This window comes from Pseudoalteromonas sp. MMG013, from assembly GCF_018100885.1.
Lineage (GTDB): Bacteria > Pseudomonadota > Gammaproteobacteria > Enterobacterales > Alteromonadaceae > Pseudoalteromonas > Pseudoalteromonas aurantia.
In genome coordinates this window covers 1-23,561 of sequence record NZ_JAGJEE010000019.1, presented here as the reverse complement: position 1 = coordinate 23,561, position 23,561 = coordinate 1, and the positions used below count along the sequence as shown (strand labels likewise).

At 39.3% G+C, this 23,561-nt stretch carries 21 protein-coding genes and 1 pseudogene; 14 read left to right on the top strand and 8 right to left on the bottom strand.

Translation table 11 applies throughout. The features are described 5' to 3' along the window. Nucleotides 1–107 precede the first annotated feature (107 nt). From J8L98_RS24900 to J8L98_RS16265, 4 genes and pseudogenes are all read left to right on the top strand, one after another. Nucleotides 108–349 (top strand): annotated as a pseudogene (locus tag J8L98_RS24900) (endonuclease III); the annotation flags it as partial. A gap of 158 nt (nucleotides 350–507) precedes the next feature. Further along, complete coding sequence (locus J8L98_RS16275; protein WP_210997299.1) at nucleotides 508–1,524, top strand: helix-turn-helix domain-containing protein; 1,017 nt, start codon at nucleotides 508–510, stop codon at nucleotides 1,522–1,524. Nucleotides 1,525–1,616: 92 nt separating this feature from the next. Beyond that, a complete protein-coding gene (locus J8L98_RS16270) occupies nucleotides 1,617–2,978 on the top strand; it encodes an amidohydrolase family protein (protein WP_210997298.1) in 1,362 nt (453 codons plus the stop codon). A gap of 302 nt (nucleotides 2,979–3,280) precedes the next feature. Then, on the top strand, nucleotides 3,281–3,493 hold the full coding sequence (locus J8L98_RS16265) for a hypothetical protein (RefSeq protein ID WP_210997297.1): 213 nt from the start codon (nucleotides 3,281–3,283) through the stop codon (nucleotides 3,491–3,493). 154 nt (nucleotides 3,494–3,647) lie between these two features. Here J8L98_RS16265 and J8L98_RS16260 read toward each other — a convergent pair whose 3' ends face one another. The 3 genes from J8L98_RS16260 to J8L98_RS16250 all read right to left on the bottom strand — a co-directional run bounded on the left by J8L98_RS16260 (nucleotide 3,648) and on the right by J8L98_RS16250 (nucleotide 7,268). After that, nucleotides 3,648–4,592: an EamA family transporter gene (locus J8L98_RS16260; RefSeq protein ID WP_210997296.1), complete on the bottom strand. Its 945-nt coding sequence runs from the start codon at nucleotides 4,590–4,592 to the stop codon at nucleotides 3,648–3,650. Between the two features lie 100 nt (nucleotides 4,593–4,692). Next, nucleotides 4,693–5,400: an AraC family transcriptional regulator gene (locus J8L98_RS16255; protein WP_210997295.1), complete on the bottom strand. Its 708-nt coding sequence runs from the start codon at nucleotides 5,398–5,400 to the stop codon at nucleotides 4,693–4,695. 770 nt (nucleotides 5,401–6,170) lie between these two features. Continuing rightward, entirely contained in the window at nucleotides 6,171–7,268 is a 1,098-nt protein-coding gene (locus J8L98_RS16250; protein WP_210997294.1) for a serine hydrolase domain-containing protein, read from the bottom strand. Between the two features lie 169 nt (nucleotides 7,269–7,437). Between J8L98_RS16250 and J8L98_RS16245 the strand changes: the two genes are divergently transcribed. After that, nucleotides 7,438–9,096 (top strand): 7TM diverse intracellular signaling domain-containing protein, encoded by a 1,659-nt coding sequence (locus tag J8L98_RS16245; protein ID WP_210997293.1) that lies wholly within the window; start codon nucleotides 7,438–7,440, stop codon nucleotides 9,094–9,096. Nucleotides 9,097–9,312: 216 nt separating this feature from the next. Here the strand turns inward: J8L98_RS16245 and J8L98_RS16240 are convergent, their stop codons facing one another. Together J8L98_RS16240 and J8L98_RS16235 are read right to left on the bottom strand one after the other, a co-directional pair. Next, the gene (locus J8L98_RS16240) at nucleotides 9,313–10,002 is read right to left on the bottom strand and encodes a hypothetical protein (RefSeq protein ID WP_210997292.1); all 690 of its coding nucleotides are present in this window, start codon (nucleotides 10,000–10,002) and stop codon (nucleotides 9,313–9,315) included. 10 nt (nucleotides 10,003–10,012) lie between these two features. Continuing rightward, nucleotides 10,013–10,708 (bottom strand): DUF4386 family protein, encoded by a 696-nt coding sequence (locus J8L98_RS16235; RefSeq protein WP_210997291.1) that lies wholly within the window; start codon nucleotides 10,706–10,708, stop codon nucleotides 10,013–10,015. Between the two features lie 148 nt (nucleotides 10,709–10,856). Between J8L98_RS16235 and J8L98_RS16230 the strand changes: the two genes are divergently transcribed. The 6 genes from J8L98_RS16230 (at nucleotide 10,857) to J8L98_RS16205 (ending at nucleotide 17,309) form a co-directional block, all read left to right on the top strand. Then, nucleotides 10,857–11,555, top strand: a complete 699-nt coding sequence (locus J8L98_RS16230) for a response regulator transcription factor (protein ID WP_210997290.1) — start codon at nucleotides 10,857–10,859, stop codon at nucleotides 11,553–11,555. After that, nucleotides 11,552–12,847, top strand: a complete 1,296-nt coding sequence (locus J8L98_RS16225) for a HAMP domain-containing sensor histidine kinase (RefSeq protein WP_210997289.1) — start codon at nucleotides 11,552–11,554, stop codon at nucleotides 12,845–12,847. Before J8L98_RS16230 ends, J8L98_RS16225 begins: the two co-directional genes overlap by 4 nt. A gap of 388 nt (nucleotides 12,848–13,235) precedes the next feature. Further along, entirely contained in the window at nucleotides 13,236–14,495 is a 1,260-nt protein-coding gene (locus tag J8L98_RS16220; protein ID WP_210997288.1) for a serine hydrolase domain-containing protein, read from the top strand. A gap of 87 nt (nucleotides 14,496–14,582) precedes the next feature. Further along, entirely contained in the window at nucleotides 14,583–15,272 is a 690-nt protein-coding gene (locus tag J8L98_RS16215; protein WP_210997287.1) for a response regulator transcription factor, read from the top strand. Nucleotides 15,273–15,284: 12 nt separating this feature from the next. Then, a complete protein-coding gene (locus J8L98_RS16210; protein ID WP_210997286.1) occupies nucleotides 15,285–16,517 on the top strand; it encodes a HAMP domain-containing sensor histidine kinase in 1,233 nt (410 codons plus the stop codon). Between the two features lie 312 nt (nucleotides 16,518–16,829). After that, nucleotides 16,830–17,309, top strand: a complete 480-nt coding sequence (locus J8L98_RS16205) for a YHS domain-containing (seleno)protein (RefSeq protein WP_210997285.1) — start codon at nucleotides 16,830–16,832, stop codon at nucleotides 17,307–17,309. An 89-nt stretch (nucleotides 17,310–17,398) separates the two neighbouring features. Here the strand turns inward: J8L98_RS16205 and J8L98_RS16200 are convergent, their stop codons facing one another. Continuing rightward, entirely contained in the window at nucleotides 17,399–18,307 is a 909-nt protein-coding gene (locus tag J8L98_RS16200; protein ID WP_192508173.1) for an AraC family transcriptional regulator, read from the bottom strand. 82 nt (nucleotides 18,308–18,389) lie between these two features. Between J8L98_RS16200 and grxC the strand changes: the two genes are divergently transcribed. Then, nucleotides 18,390–18,650, top strand: a complete 261-nt coding sequence (gene grxC, locus J8L98_RS16195) for a glutaredoxin 3 (RefSeq protein ID WP_210997284.1) — start codon at nucleotides 18,390–18,392, stop codon at nucleotides 18,648–18,650. A 9-nt stretch (nucleotides 18,651–18,659) separates the two neighbouring features. Then, nucleotides 18,660–19,253, top strand: a complete 594-nt coding sequence (locus J8L98_RS16190; RefSeq protein ID WP_247682588.1) for a DoxX family protein — start codon at nucleotides 18,660–18,662, stop codon at nucleotides 19,251–19,253. 339 nt (nucleotides 19,254–19,592) lie between these two features. On the opposite strand, the gene J8L98_RS16185 is transcribed toward J8L98_RS16190, so the two are convergent. Next, nucleotides 19,593–20,489 (bottom strand): LysR family transcriptional regulator, encoded by an 897-nt coding sequence (locus tag J8L98_RS16185; RefSeq protein ID WP_247682587.1) that lies wholly within the window; start codon nucleotides 20,487–20,489, stop codon nucleotides 19,593–19,595. Nucleotides 20,490–20,628: 139 nt separating this feature from the next. Between J8L98_RS16185 and J8L98_RS16180 the strand changes: the two genes are divergently transcribed. Beyond that, nucleotides 20,629–21,267: a class I SAM-dependent methyltransferase gene (locus J8L98_RS16180; protein WP_210997283.1), complete on the top strand. Its 639-nt coding sequence runs from the start codon at nucleotides 20,629–20,631 to the stop codon at nucleotides 21,265–21,267. Between the two features lie 450 nt (nucleotides 21,268–21,717). Here J8L98_RS16180 and J8L98_RS16175 read toward each other — a convergent pair whose 3' ends face one another. Next, nucleotides 21,718–23,298, bottom strand: coding sequence for a PAS domain-containing methyl-accepting chemotaxis protein (locus tag J8L98_RS16175; protein WP_192508176.1), 1,581 nt, complete (start codon nucleotides 23,296–23,298; stop codon nucleotides 21,718–21,720). Nucleotides 23,299–23,561 lie beyond the last annotated feature (263 nt).

Sequence of the window (23,561 nt, the reverse complement as noted above, 5' to 3'; positions counted from 1 at the left end):
AAGCTTTTAGATGGCTAAAAATGGGAGAGGTGCGTAAAAATATTAAACATATTATCGTTGGTAACGCCGGAATAGCAATCAGCGTTTTAAAATCTATTTTGATTACCTTTTGAACAGAAATTACTGTAGACACTCATATTGACTGCATTACCACAATCGCCATATTTGCCATAGATAAAAACTTGGTTGAAGTCGAAAATAGCTTTAGGAAGTTGTACCCGCGAAATTCAAAGTGGATGTACACCTCTGGCTTATTTTATATGGCCGTTACGTATGTACCGTCCGTAAACCTAAATGTGGCTGTTGTCTCATTGAAGACGTGTGTGAGTCTAAATACAAGTTAGAATAACAACGTAACCAATGCAGGTTTATACCAAACATTCATTTTCGTCATATGTTAGTGAGTGACAGCGCCCAAGTGATATTCCTCTTAGCAGCCGTTTACGTGCTTTAATATACGTGAGAAACTCTAAGTAGAATATCCTAATTTTTACTTTAAAAGACTGTATGGATTCACTCAACTTTGTTAATTTAATTCAAGCAGCAACTGTCGGCGTTTCTATCTTGGCTAGCCTATTGTTATGGCGAAAAGGCACTTTTGATGGCATTGCTCTACTCCTTGGACTCATTGCCTTTGCAACCCTTGTTAATCTTCTAGAAGAAACAGGAATTACTCGTGATATCTACATCATCAGTCCTATATTCATTCTTCTTTTTGGGCCCGCAGGTTATTTAGCCTCTAAACATCTCACCAATGAAAAACTCACAAAAAGAGATTGGGTGCATATATTGCCAGCCGCTCCCCTGTTGCTGTTTAGTTCACACGTTTCTATTGTGATAGCCATAGGGACTATTTGGCGGTTAATCTACGCCTATTTTACGGCTACACTGCTCACTACATATAAACGTACGTTAGATGAAGAACGCTCTGATTCAGAGGAGTTTTCTTTTAACTGGTTAGTTTGGGTTATTGTCGTGATGGCACTGTTTAATTTAATTGATTTAATTAGACTAAATAGCCAGCCTTATATCTCTTATGAACTGAATATTATCGGTCAAGGCATTAACAACAGTGTTTGGTTGCTGGCGGTCATGATCATAGCAATTAAGCTCATAGAGCAAAAGTCACCACCTACATTGGCACAAGCCAAAAACGAAAAAATAAGCAAGGAACCAGCACCAGAAAATTACCTTTCAACCTTTGCTGAATTAGATAAACTAATCATAATCAACCAGTGGTTTCTAAAGCCCCGTTTAACGTTAACTGATGTGAGCGAACTCTCGGGGTTACAAACAAGAGATATCTCTCGTGCAATTAATACCGTCGCCAACAAACCATTTAATGAATACATCAATGAGTATCGCATTAAACATATTTGTCAAGCGCTTGATGCAGGCTCCAACCTCACACTCACCCGACTATTCACCGATGCAGGTTTTAGCTCTAAAGCCTCGTTTAATAAAGTCTTTAAAGACTACACAAGCATGACACCAAGTGAATACAAGTCTCAAAACAAGGTCTAAGATCAGGATTGTAGCTGGCTAAAAGCAAGATATTAGACGCTCGAAAAGACAATCATTGTTAGCTTACTTTTAATCTTTAGAAGGCGTTAACCATGAAACTATTTATCACTTTAATCTCTGTATTTACCCTTATAAATTGCAGCTCACACACTGCGCTCAAACCGCAACAAAATCCATTCATTCTAAACAATATCAATATCATTGATGTTGCCAACAGAAAGGTTCGACTCGATAAGTCAATCTTGATTAGTGAAGGTAAAATCCAAAAAATTGCCCCGTCTCCAATGCGACATATATCAACAGACATCAAGGTTATCGAAGGTGATGGTGGGTACATAACACCCGGTCTTATTGATATGCATGTTCACATGTATGAACAAGCAGCATTGACGCTAGCACTCAGTCATGGGGTCACTCATGTACGTATAATGAATGGTGTACCAAATCAATTAAAATGGAGAGATCAGGTCGCCGCAGGGGAATTAATTGGCAGCAGTGCAACCGTGAGTAGTCCGATCATCTCAGCCTATGACAGCGCGTATTTACACCATACAGTGCATACTGCTGATCAGGCAACAGCAGCCGTTAAGTTGTATCAATCACAAGGTTATGACTTGATCAAAGCCTATGGGAACTTAAGCGAAAAAGCGTTAACTGCACTTATTAAAGCAAGCATGATACACAATATTCCTATCGCCAAACATGGCCCTCATGCCTCTGGTAACATGCCTGTCTCTAAGCTCATTGGACTTCAGTCTTTTGAACATGTTGAAGATATTTATCAAGGCCCGCTCAATCACAAGTTTGCCCCCAACCGCTTATCAACAATTGCTGAAGACATAAAAGCGACTAACGTGCCTGTCACTCCCACCCTGAATATATATTATCAACTCACTCAACTCAGTAATGGAAAAGCGCAGTTTTTAAATTCGATCCCGACAGAATACACCTCTGATATCATCGCGATGGAAACATCACACAATCAGGTAAAGCGTTGGCTAAATGCATCAAAAAAAATGGCTGAGCACAATCAAAAAACGTTACAGTTTTTGCAACATATTACCCAAGTTTTCCATGATGCAGGGATCACGTTACTCGTTGGTTCTGACTCTGGTGTATTACTGTCACCACATGGTTTGGCAACCCACAATGAGATGCAATTGATGCTTAAATCAGGCTTAAGTACTTTTGACGTATTAGCTGCTGCGACCACTAACCCCGCTAAAGCACTCAAACTAGATAGTCATATTGGTCGTATCATGGAGAACTACAATGCAGATTTAATCTTATCCAAAACAAACCCTTTACAGGATTTATCGGTACTTGAATCCCCTGAAGCTGTCGTCAAAAATGGGGTTTTTTATTCTAAAGAAACTTTAAAAGAGCTCAAAGATAACGCCATCAAGTCTCGCAGTTTGTGGGAAGAAATTATAACCTTGCTTGGGGCCCTGTAAAAATCAATTGCACATAGGCAGTTACAGGGTCAACATGAGAGCTACCTCTTTTTGTTTAAATTAAAGATACAACGTCTTTAATAAAATGGGTAACTCTCACCTTTTCAAGATGGTGTGTAAGTTTTATCGGCACTAATAGCCTTCAAAACTTATCAATTTGTGAGTCAAGCATTGCGACTCACTATTCAAAAAGCCACCAAAAGTTCTCGTTGGGTATAATATTGCTATGTTGCAACATGCTGTCTATTCCAGCAAAAAACTTGATAACGACACTGAAGCGTCTAAAAACTTAATATTATGGAATGATGGTTCTCGCTTGGGCGACTGAACGATTCAAAAAGTGTCATATCGCATTAAAAGTAGATGACGTAGAAAGCATGTATAAAGCCGTTAGCACAGACTTTAGAGTCGCTTGCAAGCTTTGTTACCTATCCCACTTACTGTCAGATAAAAATAGTAAGTTACTAGGTTATGTTGATGGCCTTCAATCTGGTTGGGGCTTATGGGTGCTTTAAACGATGTAATTCACTCATAAGCGCTGCACATGTCAAAAGATTGCCCGTAAACCTATTTTTGGTTTTTGTCCTATTGAAGAATTAAAAATAAGACGAAATAATGTTTGACCGCATTAACTCTAAAACGGTCGCTGAATTTTAGATGAAACCAAGGTCACATGCTCTTTTTTAACCTTAGTGGGCTAAGCATATAAAATAACTTACTTTGCGGCTGAATGGTTTGGATCACTAAACACAATGATACTAAAGAAATACCTCCCCACCCAATGACCTTAAGCTTTTCGCCAATGATCAAAACAGCGAAAACAGTTGCAACTAAAGGTTCAATAAGGGTTATGAGTGTCGCTTTACTTGCATCTACAAAACCCAAGCCAAATCCAAATAACAAGTACCCTAAAAACATTGGGATCACGGCAGTATACAAAGATACCAACACATTCGTTGGGCTTGAAAATAAGTTACCTCCTGTAAACCATAACGACGGGAGCAACAATAAAGCAGCACACCCGAACAGCCCAGACATGGATGATTGAGAATGAACGCCACTTTCAATTAAGCGCTTCGCAGCCCATGAATAACCGGCATAACACAATCCGGCAATACCCCCCAAAAAAACCCCCATGCTCTGTTGATACATGTTGTAAGCAGTACCACTACTTTGCTCTTTGCCAAACGTCAAAAAAGCAATCCCTATCGCACCAATGACAAAGCTCACGCCCCATTGCAGTGATATCTTTTTATGACTTATTAGACGTTCAAGGATTGCGGTAAAAAACGGCGCCATAGCAATAGATATGACCGTGCCAATAACAACACCAGATAACTGCATTGAGGAATAAAATGATAACGGATAAGTAACCACAGAACTAACCCCTAAAAATAATACTTTAGGCCGTTTAAACATGCGCTTATAATCAATAACTAATTTTTTCCATGCCATAATGACAAGTAACACTCCCCCTACTCCCATAGAGAATGCACCAATGGCTAAAGCGTTTACATCATGAGAATAACTTGCGACAGTGCCAGTTGTTCCCCATAAAAAACTGGCCATAACAATTGCAATAACCCCTTTAACATTGCCGTGATGATTTTCCATAGTGAAACCTGTTTAGATAACTTCAATACAGAAATAGTACGCGAGTAATACAGTGTGTTTTTAACAATTAAGACGCTATTGTTGACCATTCAGACTAAGTTTACTTTTTGAACCGAGTTGGAGATAAGCCAAAGTATTGTGAAAACTTTCGGCTAAAGGCTGAAAGTGCTTTGTAACCTACTTTTTCACCAATAATTTGTAACGGATAATCCGTATGCGTCAGTAAAGCTTCTGCTTTTTCCATCCGCCTTTTTGTTATAAAGGTCATCACTGTCATCCCCATTTGTTGTTTAAATAGCTTCTTAAACTGTGTTTCACTCAAACAAGCGGATTCAGCCAAGCATTTAATTGACAGTTGTTTGTCAATATTTTGCTCTATAACGGATATAGCCATACCTAGGCGTGTATCAACTTTTGGCAATAAAGGTTGCTCTGCTAGCAATAAACCAAACATGTCAAACATCGCCTGCTCTAATTGGACATTCACTTTGTTTTCGAGCTGATTTTCAATAAAAGTTAAGTAGCTTCTAAGAGATGTATTAATCATAAAAACAATACAATGAGAAGATAGAATATTCGGTGGTAGATTTTCCATGTCTACCACGACAAATCTAGCTTCAGTCTGCGCAGTGAACATGTGTACTTCATTCGCTTTCACGACAACACATTCACTCGGTGCAACTTTACCGTTGAAATCACCAACGCATATATTTATCACACCACGTATAGGTAAAACTAATTGATTAAAGTGATGTGAATGCCGTGCAGGCTTTGTGCTATAAGAGCGAATGGATAATTGATTTTTCATAATAGCAGAAAATATATGGCCGTACTTCATTATGAGTTTGGTTATATATTAGAGCAATGATTATTAATGTGAAGCACCTATTGCCACTTTAGTGGTATTTCTGTCAATGAAATTTACATCGGGGTGATGAACTCACGCTCACAAATGTACACACGATCATTACCGATGTTAAGGTTAGCATGCGTTTTATAAATCACATTCAATGCCCCTTTCACCTTCCTCGTTATGCGATAAAATAACAAGTCTTAGCAGTAGATCAAACGCGCATTACCTGCTTCAATAGCCACATAGATTCACTTGGTTGCCAATTTTCAATAGCCTCTTGTATGCTGGGCGAATTTTAATCATATCAGCCCAAGCTGTTACATAATGGTATTGCGGTAATAGAAACCTTGATAGCGCTAGGCAATAAATATTACGGAATCTATGCTATATCAGCTAAGGAATACGTTCGACCTACTAACCATTTTCTCTGCTCGACGTTTCATTCATTTAAATATTTGATGAATATGCTACGCAGTTTTTTGTACTGTTTCTTCAAGAGTACTGTTTCTTCAAGTGTACTGTTTATCTATATCGCTTTATCACCTGATACAAGTAGCAAAAGTAGAGTTACAAGAAGGGTTTTTGACTCAAGATACCACGGTTTCACCTATGCACATTAAGCGATGGAAAGTACTGAGTATGAAAGCCCCTTGTTAAGCGTATCTATTTGGTAACAAGTTTTTCAAAGACAAACGTCCGTGCCTTTTGCTAGACACTTAACCGTTTTACTCTAAAAACTCACCCGCCAAGTCCACTATATAGGTAAAGTCAGGCATATAATCGCCACCATTACCCAGCATGATAATAAAAGCATTTTTATCTCTGTTTATTGCATATATCGTTCTGAATCCATCATGTTTTCCGCTATGACCATATGCTGTTTTACCATCGACACTGAAATAAAAGATCCCGTAACCGGTGCCATTCAACGAGGAATCGGCCTTACTGATGTGCGCTTTCAACATTAAACGCATTGTGTCAGCTTGTAGTATTTTCCCTGCCATAAGGGCATACATAAAGCGCTCCATATCATGCATTGAGCTCACCTGCGAAGATGAGCCTACAGCAAACACATTACGTCCATAAATTTGATGATGCTGTGCATGATTCATCGCTGTGCGTTCGGTTATATCCACGTCTTCATCAAGTATATATGTGTCTTTCATATTAAGTGGGGTAAATATTTCAAGGTCCATAAATTTCGGAAATGGCATATTTGCTACCTTTGTAATTATTTCAGCTAACAGAACATACCCCGTATTGCTGTACTCTTCTTTACGTCCAGACCCAAATTCAAGTTGATGGTTTTCTATGAAGTACTGTAATATTTTTGGATTGGTAATGTCATTATTAATAACTTCATGGGCATTTAAGTCATTAAATATATCGGGTATGCCTGACTGATGAGTAAGTAAATGATGAATGCTGATCTCTTGCCAAGATGAATCTAGCTCAGGCAAATAATCAACAATTGAATCGTGTAGCCCCAAAAGGCCTTGCTCGTAAAGCTTCAGAATTGCCACCGCGGTAAACGTTTTACTCACGGACGCTAAACGAAACTGCGTATTTTCGGTAATTGGCTGCATTGGACGTGCAACACCCTTCATTCCTGTATAAAGGTTTTTATCATTTTGCCATACAGAAACAATCAAACCGGGCCCATCCGCATTGAGGTTGGCCTCTAGCACTGCATCGAGTGTTGCCGCTAGACTCGTTTGCACACCCGTTTCGATTGTTTTGTACTTGCCACTATTATTGCACCCAATGGTAAATAACAACACACTGATAACCATCAGCATCTGACAACAATTCCTGCATTTCATACACCATTTTCCATTTAATTTTTATGCTAATTATGTTTAGATTAACTTATACAGCGGTTGTATTTGAGGTGTCATTCAAGGTTATTTACCAACCGTATACAACATGCAACAAGATACACTTAACCAATTGATTAAGTTAAATAATAATAATTAATGGTCTATTTATAAATTGATAAACAGTATAAAGTTCACCTCACCCAAGTATGCTGTTTTACTGATTTTGATAGCAGCTGTCGTTGTATTGGCTTTTTCTTTACTCAGTTCAACCAACTTGTCTGAGGAAGGAGTAAAAGACTCGAAAAGTCGATTCACTATTTTCACGTATTTCAGTCACCATAAAAACACTGACTATCTATTAAATGCAGATATCCCCTGGCATAAATCTAATGCCGGCACATTTAACCTCGGCTCCCACCAGCATGGAGTCATTAAAATTATGCCCCGCCGCACAGAACTCACTGGTGCGAGTGAAGAATTGAAGATTGTTCTATCCAAAAACAATATTTTTACGCAAGCCAGTTTAAGTTATCAGATCAATGCAACACCGTATACTGAGCCTATGAAGTCATCCACTAAAGATGCAAAAATACTCAGCATTGCCATACCCAAGAACGCATCTACTGAACCACTGTTTATTTTAGTCTCTGGTCGTTATTTAAGAGGTGACATCCAAATTTTAAATACTCAGGAATTTACCGACTATATTAAATTGACGTCAATTCAAGATGGCCTTTATTTTGGCTTTGCGGCGCTGATCTTTACGTTAAGCTTGATTAGCTACTTACTATTTCGTCATGCAATTTTTCTAAAGTATGCCACTTTATTAGCCTCTATCTCTTTATGGATTGCTGCCGGTGAAGGGTGGCTAACGTATTTGATGCCGGACTTTACGCATCAGCCATTTTTTACAGCCAATTCATTGGGCTTGCTTTTCTTTATTTCGTTTGCCCTTTTTAGTTATGACTACCTGAAACTTAACAAGCAACAACCCCAGCTTGGCTGCATACTTAAACGCTGTCAGTTAATACTTTCAATTATCTGGCTTTCTTACTGCTTGTCATTTAATAGCGCCGAACCAACGCTTTACCAAATTATCTATGGCTGTGCACTGCTCGTTTGTTTTATTATTCTCACCACGTCACTCACCGCTGCTGTTTTATCTTATAAGAGCGAGCATAAGCACAGTCTATTTTATATCTCTGCACTGTGTGTACTTTTTCTCTGCAGTATTATCTCAGGTTTATCTATGACCTCTTTAATAGACTATCAAGTAAAATGGACACTGATAAAAATAGGCTCAGTGCTTGATATGACCTTATTAACCACAGCGTTAATGTATTGGTATAGACAATCATTGAGTCATATTTCGGATGAACAAACACACAGGAAAAACCTACAATACAAATTAGCAGCAACAGAGCAGCAATTAGCAGACAAAGAAAAGCAGCTAAGTATCACTGAATCGAATAACTCTCTATGCCCTCACATTGCCAAAGTCGTATCTGTGCTAGAGCACACTTTATACATAAAAGCCGCTGGTAACTATTCGACCGTTTTTTATCAAAACGCGGATGGTATACAAGAAATGTTAGTTGATACCAATATTCAGGCCATCGAAAATTCAATTGCCATAACAAAGCTGGCCCGTTGTCATAAATCTTACCTTATCAGCTTGAACACTGGCTTTCATCTTCACCGAAGAACTTCTGCTGATTACGATTTGGTATTCAATCAAGTTCATGTCCCCGTAGGCCGTAAATATTTGAAGGAAATCAAACCCATTTTTAGCGACTATGGTTCACGTACCCCGAGTAAATCAGGATATTAACCCACGCTTTATCCGCACTAAACTTGCCATGGACCCGCCTGCTCAACGTCGCTGTACGCCAAAGATTAATTTTACATTTTCGTGATGCCAGCCCCACCAGCAAACGTATACATCGTTCTTACTTCCCTGTATGTTTATATGCGCTTAAAGATGAATAAGTGGCAAGTAGCCTTGAGAAAAAGCGGCCTCTAAAGCTGCTTCTAAAGGCAAATTCATTTACTCCTTATCAAACTGAGACCATGAAATGGCTTGGCTGCGCTTCCTAGCCATTACTTTTATTACCCAGTAAATCGCTGACAATATAACGAATACAACAGGGAGTAAAATAAACTCTATGCTTTGCAACGCTTCAGGTAAATGCCTAGCTTGTCCAAGGAAGAAAGCGGCAGTTGACATAAAAAGAGGAAAGAACATACGCCATAAGTGCCTAACCAGCTTGCGGCGGCCTCTTAATCCTCCCAACTTGATATAATGATAATCAGCCACAGTGCAAAATGCCACGACGCTACCAAAAGCCAAGTATGCTTCAATACCAAAGCCCCCCAATTTTCCATCGTCAACTTGGGTTGTTTGATATGAATACCAAATAAAACCCACCGTTAACAATAAGGCGAAAACAAAAAGTGCTTTATCGAATACATTGATGCGATTTACAGGCTGCCAGATTGTATTTAACGCCGACAATACAAAGTAACATAGCACCAAGCCATTCATGATAGATATCGGAACATCTCGTAATATAGCAATGTAAGTACCTGTTATACCAAGTGTTAGTATTGCGCCGACATATGCTCTTCCCAAGTACTTGTGACTGCTTTCTCCTTTAGGGAAAAGAATGACGGCGTAACCGGCAAGTAAAGCCATCGCGCCTGACAAAATGTGTAACGTCATTACTGATAAAAACATAAGTTTTCTCCTAGCTATTTGATTGAAGGTTATCTGTACGTGCGCCGAGTGATGTTAAAAATCCAGCGGCTAACAGATAAATGGGGACCAATAATTGTGACAGTGCCAGCGGTAGCTGAGCTAAGCTTGGGATCGGTGCTTGAAAAAAAGTATGTCCAACCGCAATCAGTTGTAATACACACGATGCGAGCGCGAGGTAAGCAATCCATTTCGCGATTAGCTCAGCACGGATCAGTAAAATATAGAACGCAGCTAGACTACAACTTGACATAAAAATAGAAAAAAAATGGGCTTCGTTTCTCCCCACGGCTAACATTTTTTTCATGAAACTCGTATTAGACTCGTGGACAGAAAAAGAGGATAAAAAGGAGACATACTCGGCTAGTTTTGCATATTCATATGCGCATAAGGCTATTCCTACCGCAGCTAATACGATAAGGGAGATAAATGTTCCTTCATATTCCTTGATACGACTTTTTGGTAAGAGCAGCCCGAACACTAAATTCATTGCGCTGATCAGCAAAGCAACGAGCGTGGCACATCCCAAAATGACTGTGATCTCCTCTATAGAGGCCGAATCATCGAAAGTAAGAATGGGCGTTAAAAAGTAAAAATTTAGCAGTAACCCCAACGCCATTTGCAACAGCATCAACCCCGCAATCGTTTTTGCCGCAACCTTGTGATTGGGGTAATAGATTGATGACATAGATTCACTCCGTAAAATTAACTTAGAGAAATCTTACCCGTTTCTATATCAGCATTGGGTAACATAGTGTAACAATGACATCTGTAGAATTGTTTTTAGGCAGCCAATCAGGGAGTATGGTACTCAACAAATTACCAAGTTATTTGCTATGAAAAAGTTACTAATGATTGATGACGACGCGTGCTTAACTGAAAGCTTATCTATTTTTTTCCATCAGCACCAAATTGAGTTAATTTATGCCAATGATCCATCGCATGGATTAGACTTGTTAGAAACTGAATCTCCCGCGTTATTGTTATTAGACGTGATGATGCCCAAAATTGATGGTTTCACTTTGTGTAAAAAGATTAGAGCAACCCATAGCTTGCCTATAATTATGCTCACAGCGCGAGGTCGGTTAGAAGATAAGATCCAAGGTTTCGAAATTGGTGTCGACGATTATTTGCCTAAACCATTCGAACCATTAGAGTTATTGGTTCGAGTACACGCGTTACTGCGCAGAAGTGTAGATAATAATACCAAGCAGTTTGAGCCCACTGAACTAATAACATTTATTGGATTAGAAATCGTCCCTAAACAACAACTCGTCAAAGTCGACGGCAGCGAAGTAAAACTGTCGGGTATGGAGTATCATTTACTCTACACGCTAGCCACCCATCCTGGCAAAGTGTTCAATAGAGAGCAAATTATAGGCGCTTTAAAAGGGGTTGAAATCGACCTATTTGGACGCTCAGTCGATATATTATTAAGTAGATTAAGACAAAAGTTACACGACTCTCCATCAACGCCTAGGTTTGTGAAGACGATAAGAGGTATTGGCTACACATTTATTGGCACACCGCTATGAAGCTACCTCATTTAAACTTGTATGGCCGATTTTTTTTGCTATTCACAGTGACAACAATTCTATTGGTGGTATTCATTCTGATAGGGAGCTTTTCTCTGTCAGAAAAAGAAGCTAAGAAAATAGTCTATGATCGGCATGAGGCGCTATACGAAATAATGGCCAAACTTGTCACAGGACCCATTGATATTAAAAAGCTCAAAGTAGAAGCTAAAAAAAACCGTGTTGAAATACATATAACGCGCGGCACACAACACTGGAACACGGGGGGCAAGCTGCCAACCATAACCGTATTACAAGAAAACGCTACACCACTTGGAAAGATCTATTTTACCAAAGTCGGCGCTAAATATTTCGTGTATACCATATCGAATAACACCACGATTGTCGTTACGTCTCAAATAGCAAATTTGATTGTCTATTCCAACGGGTTAACGCTGTGGCCCTGGTTCGCAGCATTATGTGTGCTACTGATCAGCTATAAAGTGCTTAATAGTCAGTTAAAGCCCATAAACACCGCTATCAATAGCGCAATACAAATAAGCCAAGGCAACTTTAAGTTTCGAATTGAAAAGCACCCAAAAAATGACCTAAGTAATTTAACCCAAGGCCTAAACGCCATGGCGGAAAGTTTAGAACAGTTATTTTCCTCCAAAAATGAGCTACTGCTTTCCGTCAGTCATGAGTTGAGATCTCCTATGGCCAGAATGAAAGTGCTACTAGCCCTACTCACTCATAACGAAACCGTATCGAAGTTAAATAGTGAAATTAACAAGATGGATGAGATTGTCGAACAGTTATTAGAAAGTGAACGCCTGAAAGACTCTCACAAACTAGTGAATCTTGAAACTTACTTTCTCCCAAATGTCCTCACTGGCATACTCGATAGTTTCGATAACAATCCCGCATTAAGGGTTGAAGGTACAATTCCAGAAATAGCCATAGATATTGATTTCGGGCGCTTTAAATTCTTGATTCGTAATCTCATCGAGAATGCCCTCACGCATTCGCACAGTTCGAGTCCAGTGATCCTAACCTGTTCGAAAGAAAGCACGGAGTTATTTATTCGCGTTCGAGACTTTGGTTCCGGCATAGAAGCTGAGTTTCTTCCGAAAATATTTGACCCTTTTTCACAAGCGACAGGGGTCGATAACCGAAACAGCCAGGGTGTTGGGTTAGGGCTGTTTTTATGCAAGCGCATTGCTTTGGTCCATGGGGGTGATTTAAGTGTCAGCAGTGAAATAGGGAAAGGCAGCGAGTTCACTGTCACACTCCCCATCGTGGAGCACGGGTAACTCGTATTCATCTAATTACAGCCTTGCCATTTCAAGTACACACAGGGAAAGTGGGCCCAACAACTAACTCAACCAACGTGACAAATCAATTGATTGTGTAATACCTCACAACTTACCTATTGCTGTTAATACGCACTTAGTATTCGGTTGATTCACTATCATCGTATTGTAGTGATACATTGAATTTGGCCACCTTACTGTGCGACACGCAATTTGTCATAAATAAAAACGGCGTTTAAATAGAGATAAGCACACTGAGCGCTAAGGTGAAGGCATCATTAAACAGCAATATTCATCCAACATTCCTCTGAGTTTACATTGGTTTTACATTGACTCGCTTATATTACTTTCATCGAAACAACGTAGACCTAATAACTAAGGGATCAAAATGAACAATATAAAACGAAAAGTTATATTCGCTTTATGCTCGATTGGTATGAATCTGTTAATTCAACCTGCTGTCGTCGCTGCCTACAGTGAACCTGTAGAACAAGCGTTGATTGTTGCAACCAAGACCCAAGCTCTCAATCAAAATATAGACGCATTACTCAATAAATATGATTTGCCGGGTTTAGTATTAAAAATAAAACATCGAGGTGAAATTATTCACTACTCCGCACATGGAAAAGTAAATGTGGATAACGACAAGCCTATTACCAAAGATGCATTATTTAGAATTTATTCAATGAGTAAACCGATTACTGCATTTGCGTTATTACAACTTGTTGATAGCGGAAAAATATCGCTAGAAGACGACATTCGAACATATTTGCCTAAATTCCAACCATTTGAAGTTGATGGTGTAAAACAGGTGGTGACCATTCATCAGTTGCTCTCACACACCGCGGGGTTTGGCTATGGCGGGGGCATTAAAAACTGGGTCGATATAAGATATTTACTTGCGAACCCACTCAGTCGAAATAATACCTTAGAGGACCTTGTTAATGACTTATCTGGTATCGATTTAAAGTTCGCTCCGGGTGAAAAATTTGAATATAGCATAGCCAGTGACATTCAAGGTGCCATCATTGAGAAAGTCGCTGCCATGCCATTAGACACTTACTTATCTCGTAATATATTCACACCGCTCAATATGAAAGACACACATTTCAGCGTGCCAACAGAACAAGCTGAGCGATTAGTTGATATGTATGAATATGACGCTGGGACATTTGAACAAGCTTATATCTTTAACAAAGAAAAAATCTTGTTTGTTGAAAAAGGCAGTGACAGTAAATTTCTAGAGAAACCAACCCTGTTATCAGGCGGTGGAGGCCTAATTTCTACTGCGACAGACTATAGTCAGTTTGTTAGTATGTTACTTAATCGAGGTAAGCACAATAACGCACAATTATTGTCAGAAGAATTAATCGACAAAATGCTGAGCTCGCACACCAAAGGCTTAGATACTCACTTTATGCCACGCGTATATAACGGCACAGGCTTTGGCTATGGTATTGGCATTAAAGAAGTGACTGGAGATACCCGAAAACAAGGCACTTTTTTCTGGGGCGGGATGGGTGGCACCATATTTTGGGGCGATCCGCAATCTGAGCTAGAAGTCGTTGCTATGATGCAAGTTGAAGATGGTTGGGTTGGTCTTGAAAAGTGGTTGATCCCACAGGTATACCAACTAATTAATAATTAGCCGCTAAACAAGGTGAGTTAGGTGAAACCTACTCGCCTACTAACACACTCCTGTTTATTGAGAATAACGCATTTAAAAGGGAAAACGATGGCTAACATACTGTGTGTAGAAGACGACATTGATATTTCACGTGGCATAGCTGAGTTCCTTGAACACCAACACGTACTTGATTTTGCTTATAACGGCAAACAAGCATTAACCTTTATTGCCACCAATAGTTACGATTTGATTTTGCTCGATCTAAATCTGCCATTTGTCGATGGGTTAGATGTATGTCGTACACTGCTAACCACGCAACTCACGTCAATTCCTGTGGTCATTATGTCAGCTAGAAATACTGAAAAAGATATCTTAGCTGGATTTGATAGCGGTGCTTGGGATTATTTAGCGAAACCATTTTCCCTTGCCGAGCTGTCAGCAAGAATTACCGTATGTTTAGCAAAGGTATCTAATAATAGTAGCTCAAAGAATGAAATTAACTTAAATGATGTTACCTTGAACTGCGATGATATGACTATGTCGTTTAACAATACCTCCACGCAATTGCATCGGGTTGGTTTTGAGTTACTAAAACTCTTATTGCAAAAGGCACCCAATACCGTGAAAACCGAGCATATTCATAGATTTTTATGGAATGAGGATACACCAGACAGTGATCCGCTCAGGGCACATGTATACAAGTTAAGAAAACAACTGAAGACCACATTTGGCCAAGAGTTTATTACCACCATTCGCGGTGTCGGTTATAAGTTTCAACTCGACGACCAAGAAAAGTAGGCTTTATCTATTATGATACTTAATCTAAAACTGACTGAAGCGCCAAGTTTATCAAGTAGACTCGTCAGAGTTTTATCACTGCTTAGCTTTTCAATCGTGATGCTTTTTACTGGCGCCATCTTGCTGATCTCGTATGCCTTTGAAGATATATTATTAAATGACAGGCTAAAGCAAGCACACGAGCAAATAAAAAATGGCGGCCCAACACCTAACAACATGACCTTAATACAAACCCATAAAACTCTAGAGCCTGATTTGCTGCAAAAGCTACGTTACCTTGAATTAGATAGTAACCAAGAACGCGGAGAGTTTAATGTCGGTAACCACCACTATCACTATTTGGTAACCGAGCAAGGTACTTTACTATACGACACAACAGAAGCGGCCATAATACAACGTGCCTTAGATGATATTTTCCTAATATTATGCGTGCTTTTAATTCCCAGTGCATTACTCACCTACTGGGTAGCGCACCTGACAGCTAAGCATGCATTGAAACCATTTCATCAACTGCGTGAGATGTTTTTAAAAAAATCCAGCACTTATCCATTGGAGCGCAAAACGTTTAACAATATTCAAGAAGTAGATGTGAGGGAGATAGCCGAAGAATTGCATCGTGCATTACATCAAAAAGCGGCACTTCTAGCACAGCAAGAAAGCTTCAATCAAGGTATGGCACACGAATTACGCACCCCCCTGCAAGTTATGCAAAACTCTATAGAGTTATTAGCACATACTCAGAATGAAATAGTCTCAGTACCCGCTTTTAAACGATTAGGAAAATCAGTTCAACGAATGCAAAGACTAAGCAACGCCCTTTTATGGCTCACGTCACAGCACACCTATGATTGTCACATTGATGCAGCTGCCATCATACGAAAGACAATCAACAGCATGCAAGATTTGATGGCTGTCCATCAAGTAAAAACAAACATAGAAGTGAAACACCCTTGCCCAATCGCCATGCCAGAAGAAGTGCTTGAATTACTCGTATTTAATTTATTCAATAATGTCGTTCACCACGCATCTGCGGAACTAGAACAACGACACTGGTCAATATTAATTGACCAAACGAAGATACAATTTTTAAACGCAATACCCAAAGAAAATGTCGTTCAAGCCAATGAACATTTTGGTATTGGGTTAACTTTAGTCACAAAGCTAGCGCAACGCTTTAATATCGGCTTTCACCTGACAGAGCATAATGAGCAGTTCATTATTACGCTTTCAACTCACTCGCACTAATTATTGATACGCATAGAGTTAAAATTGATGGTACGCCAGTAATACAACAAAGAAGCTCACAAACTATGCCAATGGTAACTTGCGAGCTAATGCCCACTCTGACTGACAGCCTATTTACGACTTCATTGCTCCACTGCATATCACGTATTTAACATCGGTTATATCCACATAACTATACATGCTGGGTCTCACTCATTTCTTAATGGATCTACGGACTTTTAGACACAACAACCTGACTTTTGAACATATCCCCTAAACACCATTTTCTCTAAACTAGCCCTGTACTTAACAATAACCCAAAAGGAAGACACCATGTCATTCTCAACATTTTTTAAAACCCCTTTCAAAAACCTTATTGCTATTCTGGCTCTGAGTGTCAGCGCTTTTGCGAGTGCAGGTTCTGATACCGATACAGATGCCAATGGTGTCATCCTTGCCGGACATGATGCTGTTGCCTACTTTACCGATAATAAGCCAGTCGAAGGCTCTGCTAAGTTTACTGCCGTTCACAATGATGCAATTTATCGTTTTAGTAGTGCAAAAAACCGTGATATTTTTAAAGCCAACCCATCAAAATACGCACCACAGTATGGCGGGTTTTGTGCTTATGGTATGACTTTTGGTAAAAAGTTTGAAATCGATGGCAAAGCGTTTGAAATCGTTGACGGTAAGTTATTTGTAAACAAAAACCTGAGTGTTTACAAAGCATGGAAAAAAGATGTTCCCAAGCACATATCACAAGCGAACCAACAATGGCCAACTGTTGAAAAAGTGCCAGCAAACAAACTATAACCAACTTCAATAGCGCGCCGTCTATCCGACGGCGTTTTGCTCTTTGGTTTTATCGGCAATGCGCGCCACGGTTAACATTGTTACTAAAGTTAATGTGCTCGAACAACGCCTGGAGGTTCTCCTAACGTATTCCGGTAAGCTTTTCGAAAGGCCGCTTCAGAATCATAACCACTTTTCTGAGCAATGTGCGCAACTGATAATTGTGTCGTTTTTAAAAGGTGTCTCGCCTGGCTCATCCGCCACTGTGTTAAATATTTCATGGGTGTTAAGCCTACTGTTTTACTGAACACATCCGCAAAGGTCGAACGACTCATAAATGCTTCTTGTGCTAACCCCTCCAATGTCCAAGCTGACTCAGGCCGCTGATGGATCGCATTTAACGCTTTACCTAACCTTGGATCAAATAAGGCGCTCAATACACCTTTGCTTAAATCCCCAACTTCGACTTGCTGGCGCACCACTTCGATAAAAATCAAAAAAGCCATTTGATCAATCGCTGTATAGAAACCGGGCCGTTCATATTTTAACTCATTTAACATCTGCTTTATTAAAAACGCAATTCTATTCTCATCCTGCTTTTCTCCAGTTTTTATAACAACTACTTGAGGTAAAGCAGCTAATATTGGAAACAACAGTGGGTTTCGAAATTCAAAAAATCCACACACCATATTAGTAATATCGCCATCATTGCTCATTGGTGTATTAACGAGTTCGAGGGCAGGCTTTGCTTTTGAATTTGATATAATGTGGTGGGCATCATTAGGAAATACCACTAAATCATGTGCGTTTAACTGCTGAGCGTCTTTTCCATCAAAATGCAGCCAAGCGCTACCTGAACCAACTAAATGAAATGGAATACGCTTACTGCCACCTGTATCAATCGCCCAAGCGCCGCAAAAATCACCATTGACGTACACCTCTGCTTTTAAATCTAAGCGTGTAAGCAAAACACTCAGCGGATCAGGATCGCTCAAATAAATATTAGGACTTTCTGACATAGTTTCAGGCTTTAGGAATACAAAGGATTGAATTACCAAACAGTATACTTAATTTACGTTAAACAGAGTAAGAAAACTTCGTATGAATAAAGTAACTATCTACCATAAAGATTACTGTCCTTATTGCAAAGCAGCTAAGCAACTATTAACGCAGCAAGGGTTTGAATATAACGCCATTGACGTAACGAATGACCCCGTAGCCTTCGCCGCAATGGTTAAAAAAAGTGACCGTAGAACGGTGCCGCAAATTTTTATTGGTAACACGCATATCGGTGGCTTTGACGATTTACAATCTCGCTTCTCGAGTAAAAAATTTCCGTTCAACCAGTTAGAGATAGCTTAAGGAGTGGTCATGAATCAAATCTATATGACTTATCAACATGTCATCAAACAATTAGGTAGAGTCGACTTTATTGGTCCGCTATTACTGCGTGTTTATTTAGCGCCTATCTTTATACTCGCAGGATACAACAAGTTAAATAACATTGATAATGTAATCTATTGGTTCGATAGCTTAAGTATTCCCGCGCCAGAATTAATGGCCTGGCTGGCTGCGCTAACAGAGTTTGGCGGCGGTATTATATTATTGTTTGGTTTCGCTGTACGCTTAATCTCAATCCCGCTCATGGTTATAATGGTCGTAGCTGCAATTAGCGCTCACTGGCAGTTTGGTTGGCATGTTTTACCAGAAGCAGAATTAACCGTGCCCTGGGAATGGCGAAGTGATCTCATTACTGAAGCCGGTATTCGTAAAAATAGGGCTATTGAAATTTTACAAGAACACGGAAATTATGCGTGGTTATCAGAAGCGGGACACCTGACTGTGTTAAAAAATGGCATTGAGTTTGCTGCCACGTACTTTATTATGCTATTGGTATTGTTTTTTAATGGTGCTGGAAGTTATGCGAGTATCGACTATTGGCTTACGCGTTATATGCGTAAATAAACGGCCACTGCCTATAACCAATTCAAACGATAATTCACACGACAAACGCGATTAAAATAATCTGAAATGGCTCAAGGTCAAGGTGTTAACCTTAATATATTGACGGTTAACCCTGATTTTTCTTCGTTCGTAACCCATTTAATTTGCGTGTGCTATACGCATTCAATGATCTGTCTTTGACATATAAGGTGATCGTTAAGCGTTTACAAATTAAAACCGATATAGGGGTAGCAAGTAACAGCCATAGCAGTGATAAGTGAGTAAGTCAGTGGATACGCATATTAAGTCCCATTAATTCAATCAGAGCAACTAACAAAGCATTTAATTAAAGAAATTGATTTATGTAGTTGCTAATTCTTTGTTTATAAAATCAAAAACGCGTCGAATTCGCCTATTAGTTCTGAGCTCTCGGTGAGTTACAAGCCATAACTCGGTTGAGAATGCACCTAGTGCAGGCAAAACTTTCTCAACCGCCGCTTCTGTTTCTCCTAACTGTTCTTGAATAAACCCAATACCAGCCCCTTGTTTAACCAATTCCCAATACACCGCGTGGTTACTTGTCATAGTCGTAAAATTAGCTAACGAAACAGACATACCCCGGTGATTTAACATAGAAATAATGTTTTTTGGATCAGGTGTTCCCACATAATCCGCACGATTAAAATCACTTATCGTCTTTGGACTCCCTATCGATTCAAGATAACGAGTTGTCGCATAAAGGTAAAAATTATCGTCTCTGACTTTCTTTGCAATTAAATCGGGCTGCGTTGGTCGATAAGACCTTAATGCAATATCAGCTTCTCTTCTTTTTAAATCACTACTGGAGTTCGATGCAATAACTTCAATGGTAATTTTAGGTTCCTCTTTTCTCAATCTAGCAATTATGCGAGGTAACTCATAAACTGCCATAATATCTGAAGCACTGACGCAAACGATGCCTTCCAATGATTCAGCTTTGCCTGAGGCAACAAGTGATAAAAAAGAGGCTGCATTTCCCATATCTCTGACACATGTGAGTAGTTCAAGACCACTCGGTGTCAAAGCGAGTCCTTTTCCTACGCGCTCGAATAAAACAACTTGGAGTTCTTTCTCTAATGCGCTTACCTGCCTGCTCAATGTCGGTTGAGAGCAGCCCAGCGCCTTGGCTGCTGCAGATAAAGATCCTAATTCAGCTGTGGCAAGAAAGGCTCTAGCACGATTCCAATCAAAATCTATGGTTTTCCAATCTATTCCCATATGAATACCTAAAATGCATTTTTGACCGTATCTATTCATATTAGCATTGATACAATACTGACAATACAAACTTAGCTATCAAAGCGCTTTATCATAATGCTCTCTGTTAGACGTCAATAAATTCAAGTAGGTATTCAATATGAGTAAAGCAGAAGAATTTTGGAATAAGACTTCCGCAAATTATGATAAATCTGAGGAGCGGTTTGAATATATTCATAATAAAACAGGACGAAAAGCTGAAAATCACCTGAAAAATACAGATATCGTTTTGGACTTTGGCTGTGGAACCGGCACCAAGTCTTGTGAACTTGCAAATCGAGTAGAAGAAATTCATGCTATCGATATATCTTCAGAAATGATTGATATTGCAAAAAGCAAAGCTACCTCTAAAAATATTAACAATGTAAATTTTCAGCAAACAACACTCTTTGATGAGAGATATCAAGAAGGATCCTTTGATGTCGTCCTCGCGTTTAATATGCTACATACCGTGGACAACCCACTCAAAGTTATCAAAAGAATACATGAACTGCTCAAACATGATGGTCTCTTTATTTCTTCAACCCCTTGCCTAGCTGACAAGAAATCATTACTCGTTTCCCTGCAAATGTATCTGGTCACAATATTATCCAAAATAGGGGTAATTCCAATTGCAATACGTAGATACAAAAGTGCTCACATCGATGAACTCATTACCACGGAAAGCTTCCAACTAGTTGAAAGTGACCAAATATATAAAGGTGCTTCGAGTTACTTTATCGTTGTCAAAAAGCAATGATATTGAATGTTCGCTAGCCAAAAAGAGTTTTTTATGATCTATAGATTGAAATTAAGCTCTGCAGCCCTAAGTCAGGTGCTAAAATTCAGCGCTTTTATTTTACCAAATTAACAAAAATATTGTTCTTTTAACGGGCTAAATGATTCATTAACCAGATTAAAAATTACCGGTATATTTGATTTATAAAAGTACAGAGCACCGCTATTAAGTTACCTTAGGCTGATAACCGTTATGCTAAAGGAAGTAAAAAATGAATTATTGAACAAAAGAGACAATACTTCAGACAAGGAAAAGTCCCCACTATAAATACATCAGTACAAATGTGAAACTTTATCTGACTGAAAAACAGCACTAATCTTTACCCAACTCGCGTCGGCCAGCAACGATAAAAATATACAGTAAATTAAGAAGAGCCTGAAATCATGCAGGCCCTACTGGTATGCAAAAACTCTATCGAATAAATTTTGCCATAAACTGATCCACTAAACTTTCTTGGTCAACCAAAGAAGTTTGCGTATCTGACATGGTTTTTAGTGTTCTATCGGAGCTTTCAAGCGAGTCATTCGCTAACTGTGAAATGGTCACAGCATTGTTATTGAGTTCATTCGACACGCCCGACATTTCTTCAGTAGACGTCGCTATTTGGTAGTTCAAACTTGAAATATCATTTACGAGTGCATTAATACTCTCCAAGCTGTGTTTAGTCCCTTCAGCTTTGCTAACACATTCCCCTGACTTATCTACACCATTTTGAATTGCACCCACGGCACGCTCAGCGCGTTGGCGAAGATCCGCTATGATACTGTCAATTTCTTTCGTGGATTCTTGCGTTCTTTGTGCAAGGGCCCTTACTTCATCTGCCACAACCGCAAATCCTCTTCCCTGCTCACCTGCTCTTGCCGCTTCAATCGCTGCATTTAACGCGAGTAAGTTAGTTTGTTCTGATATCCCACGGATAACGTCAACAACCCCGCCAATGTTAACGGTTTGCGCGTTTAAATCTTCTATATCTTTTTGGGTTTTTGATAGTTCTTCCGAAAGTGCATAGTTGTTCTCCATATTTTCGTTAACAGCCATGCTTCCAGCCTTAACCGATTCTAATGCGGACTCTGATTGAGACGCCGCATTGGTTGTATTACTGGCAATTTCGGCAATGGTGGCCGTCATCTCATTAATGGCTGTTGCTAACGACCCAGTTTGAGCTTGCTGAGAGTTTAATAAGTCGGCACTGCGATTACATTCAGCCACCGTTTCATCAGCATGCTCTGTTACTGTACTACTTGAATCTTTTACTCGACCTAACACAGCCCTTAACTCGGATTCTCTGGCTAACAGCGCCAGTTCAATGGCACTAATATCATTAACGCGATCTAGATAAATTTTTTGCATAAGCGGGTTGTCATATACTTTTTTTGCTTTTTCACTCAACACTCTAATTGGCGCTAAACGAGAATACGTTAACGCAATAATACCTATCACAAGAACCGTCTCCAATATATAAGACCAAGGAGAAGCTAACGATGTTAAAAATAATGTGAGTACATAAAACGCGATAATAATTGCTATCATTTGACTAGATAGTGACCATGATTGCCTAGCAATTGATTCAGGTGGTGTGCCATTATTTAGTTGTGCATAGACTTTTTCAGCTCTATTCACTACATTTCTGTCAGGTTTGGTCCTAACTGACTGATACTCTACTATTTTCCCGTTTTTATCTGCAATTGGTGTTACATAAGCATTCACCCAATAATGGTCGCCGTTTTTACAACGATTTTTTACCATCCCCATCCAAGGCTTTCCTGAGCCAATAAAATCCCATAAGTTCTTAAACGCAACTTTGGGCATAGTGGGATGTCGTACAATATTATGTGGTTTCCCTTCCAAATCTTTTAGTTCAAACCCTGCTACTTCACAAAATTGTTTATTGGCGTATTTGATTTGACCATTTACATTGGTAGTAGAGAGTAAGTTATAGGTATTTGGGTAATCATATTCTCGATTGGTATAGTCGGATCTTCCTGTTGCCATAGTCTTCACTCAAACGATTAAAAAACAATAATAAATCATTACTTTAGCCTGAATGTGACAAAAACTAAGAAAACTTTGTTGCGGATCAAAAACAGCAACACTTAGATTAATATTTAAACAAGCAAAAAGCAGACGCATGATTAAAGCTAGCAGAAATAAATAAAATTACCGAAAAGTAATTTAAATGATTAAATCTAATGAGGTTTATGGATTTTATGAAGAAAGAAGATATGGCGTCCCCAAGGGGATTCGAACCCCTGTTA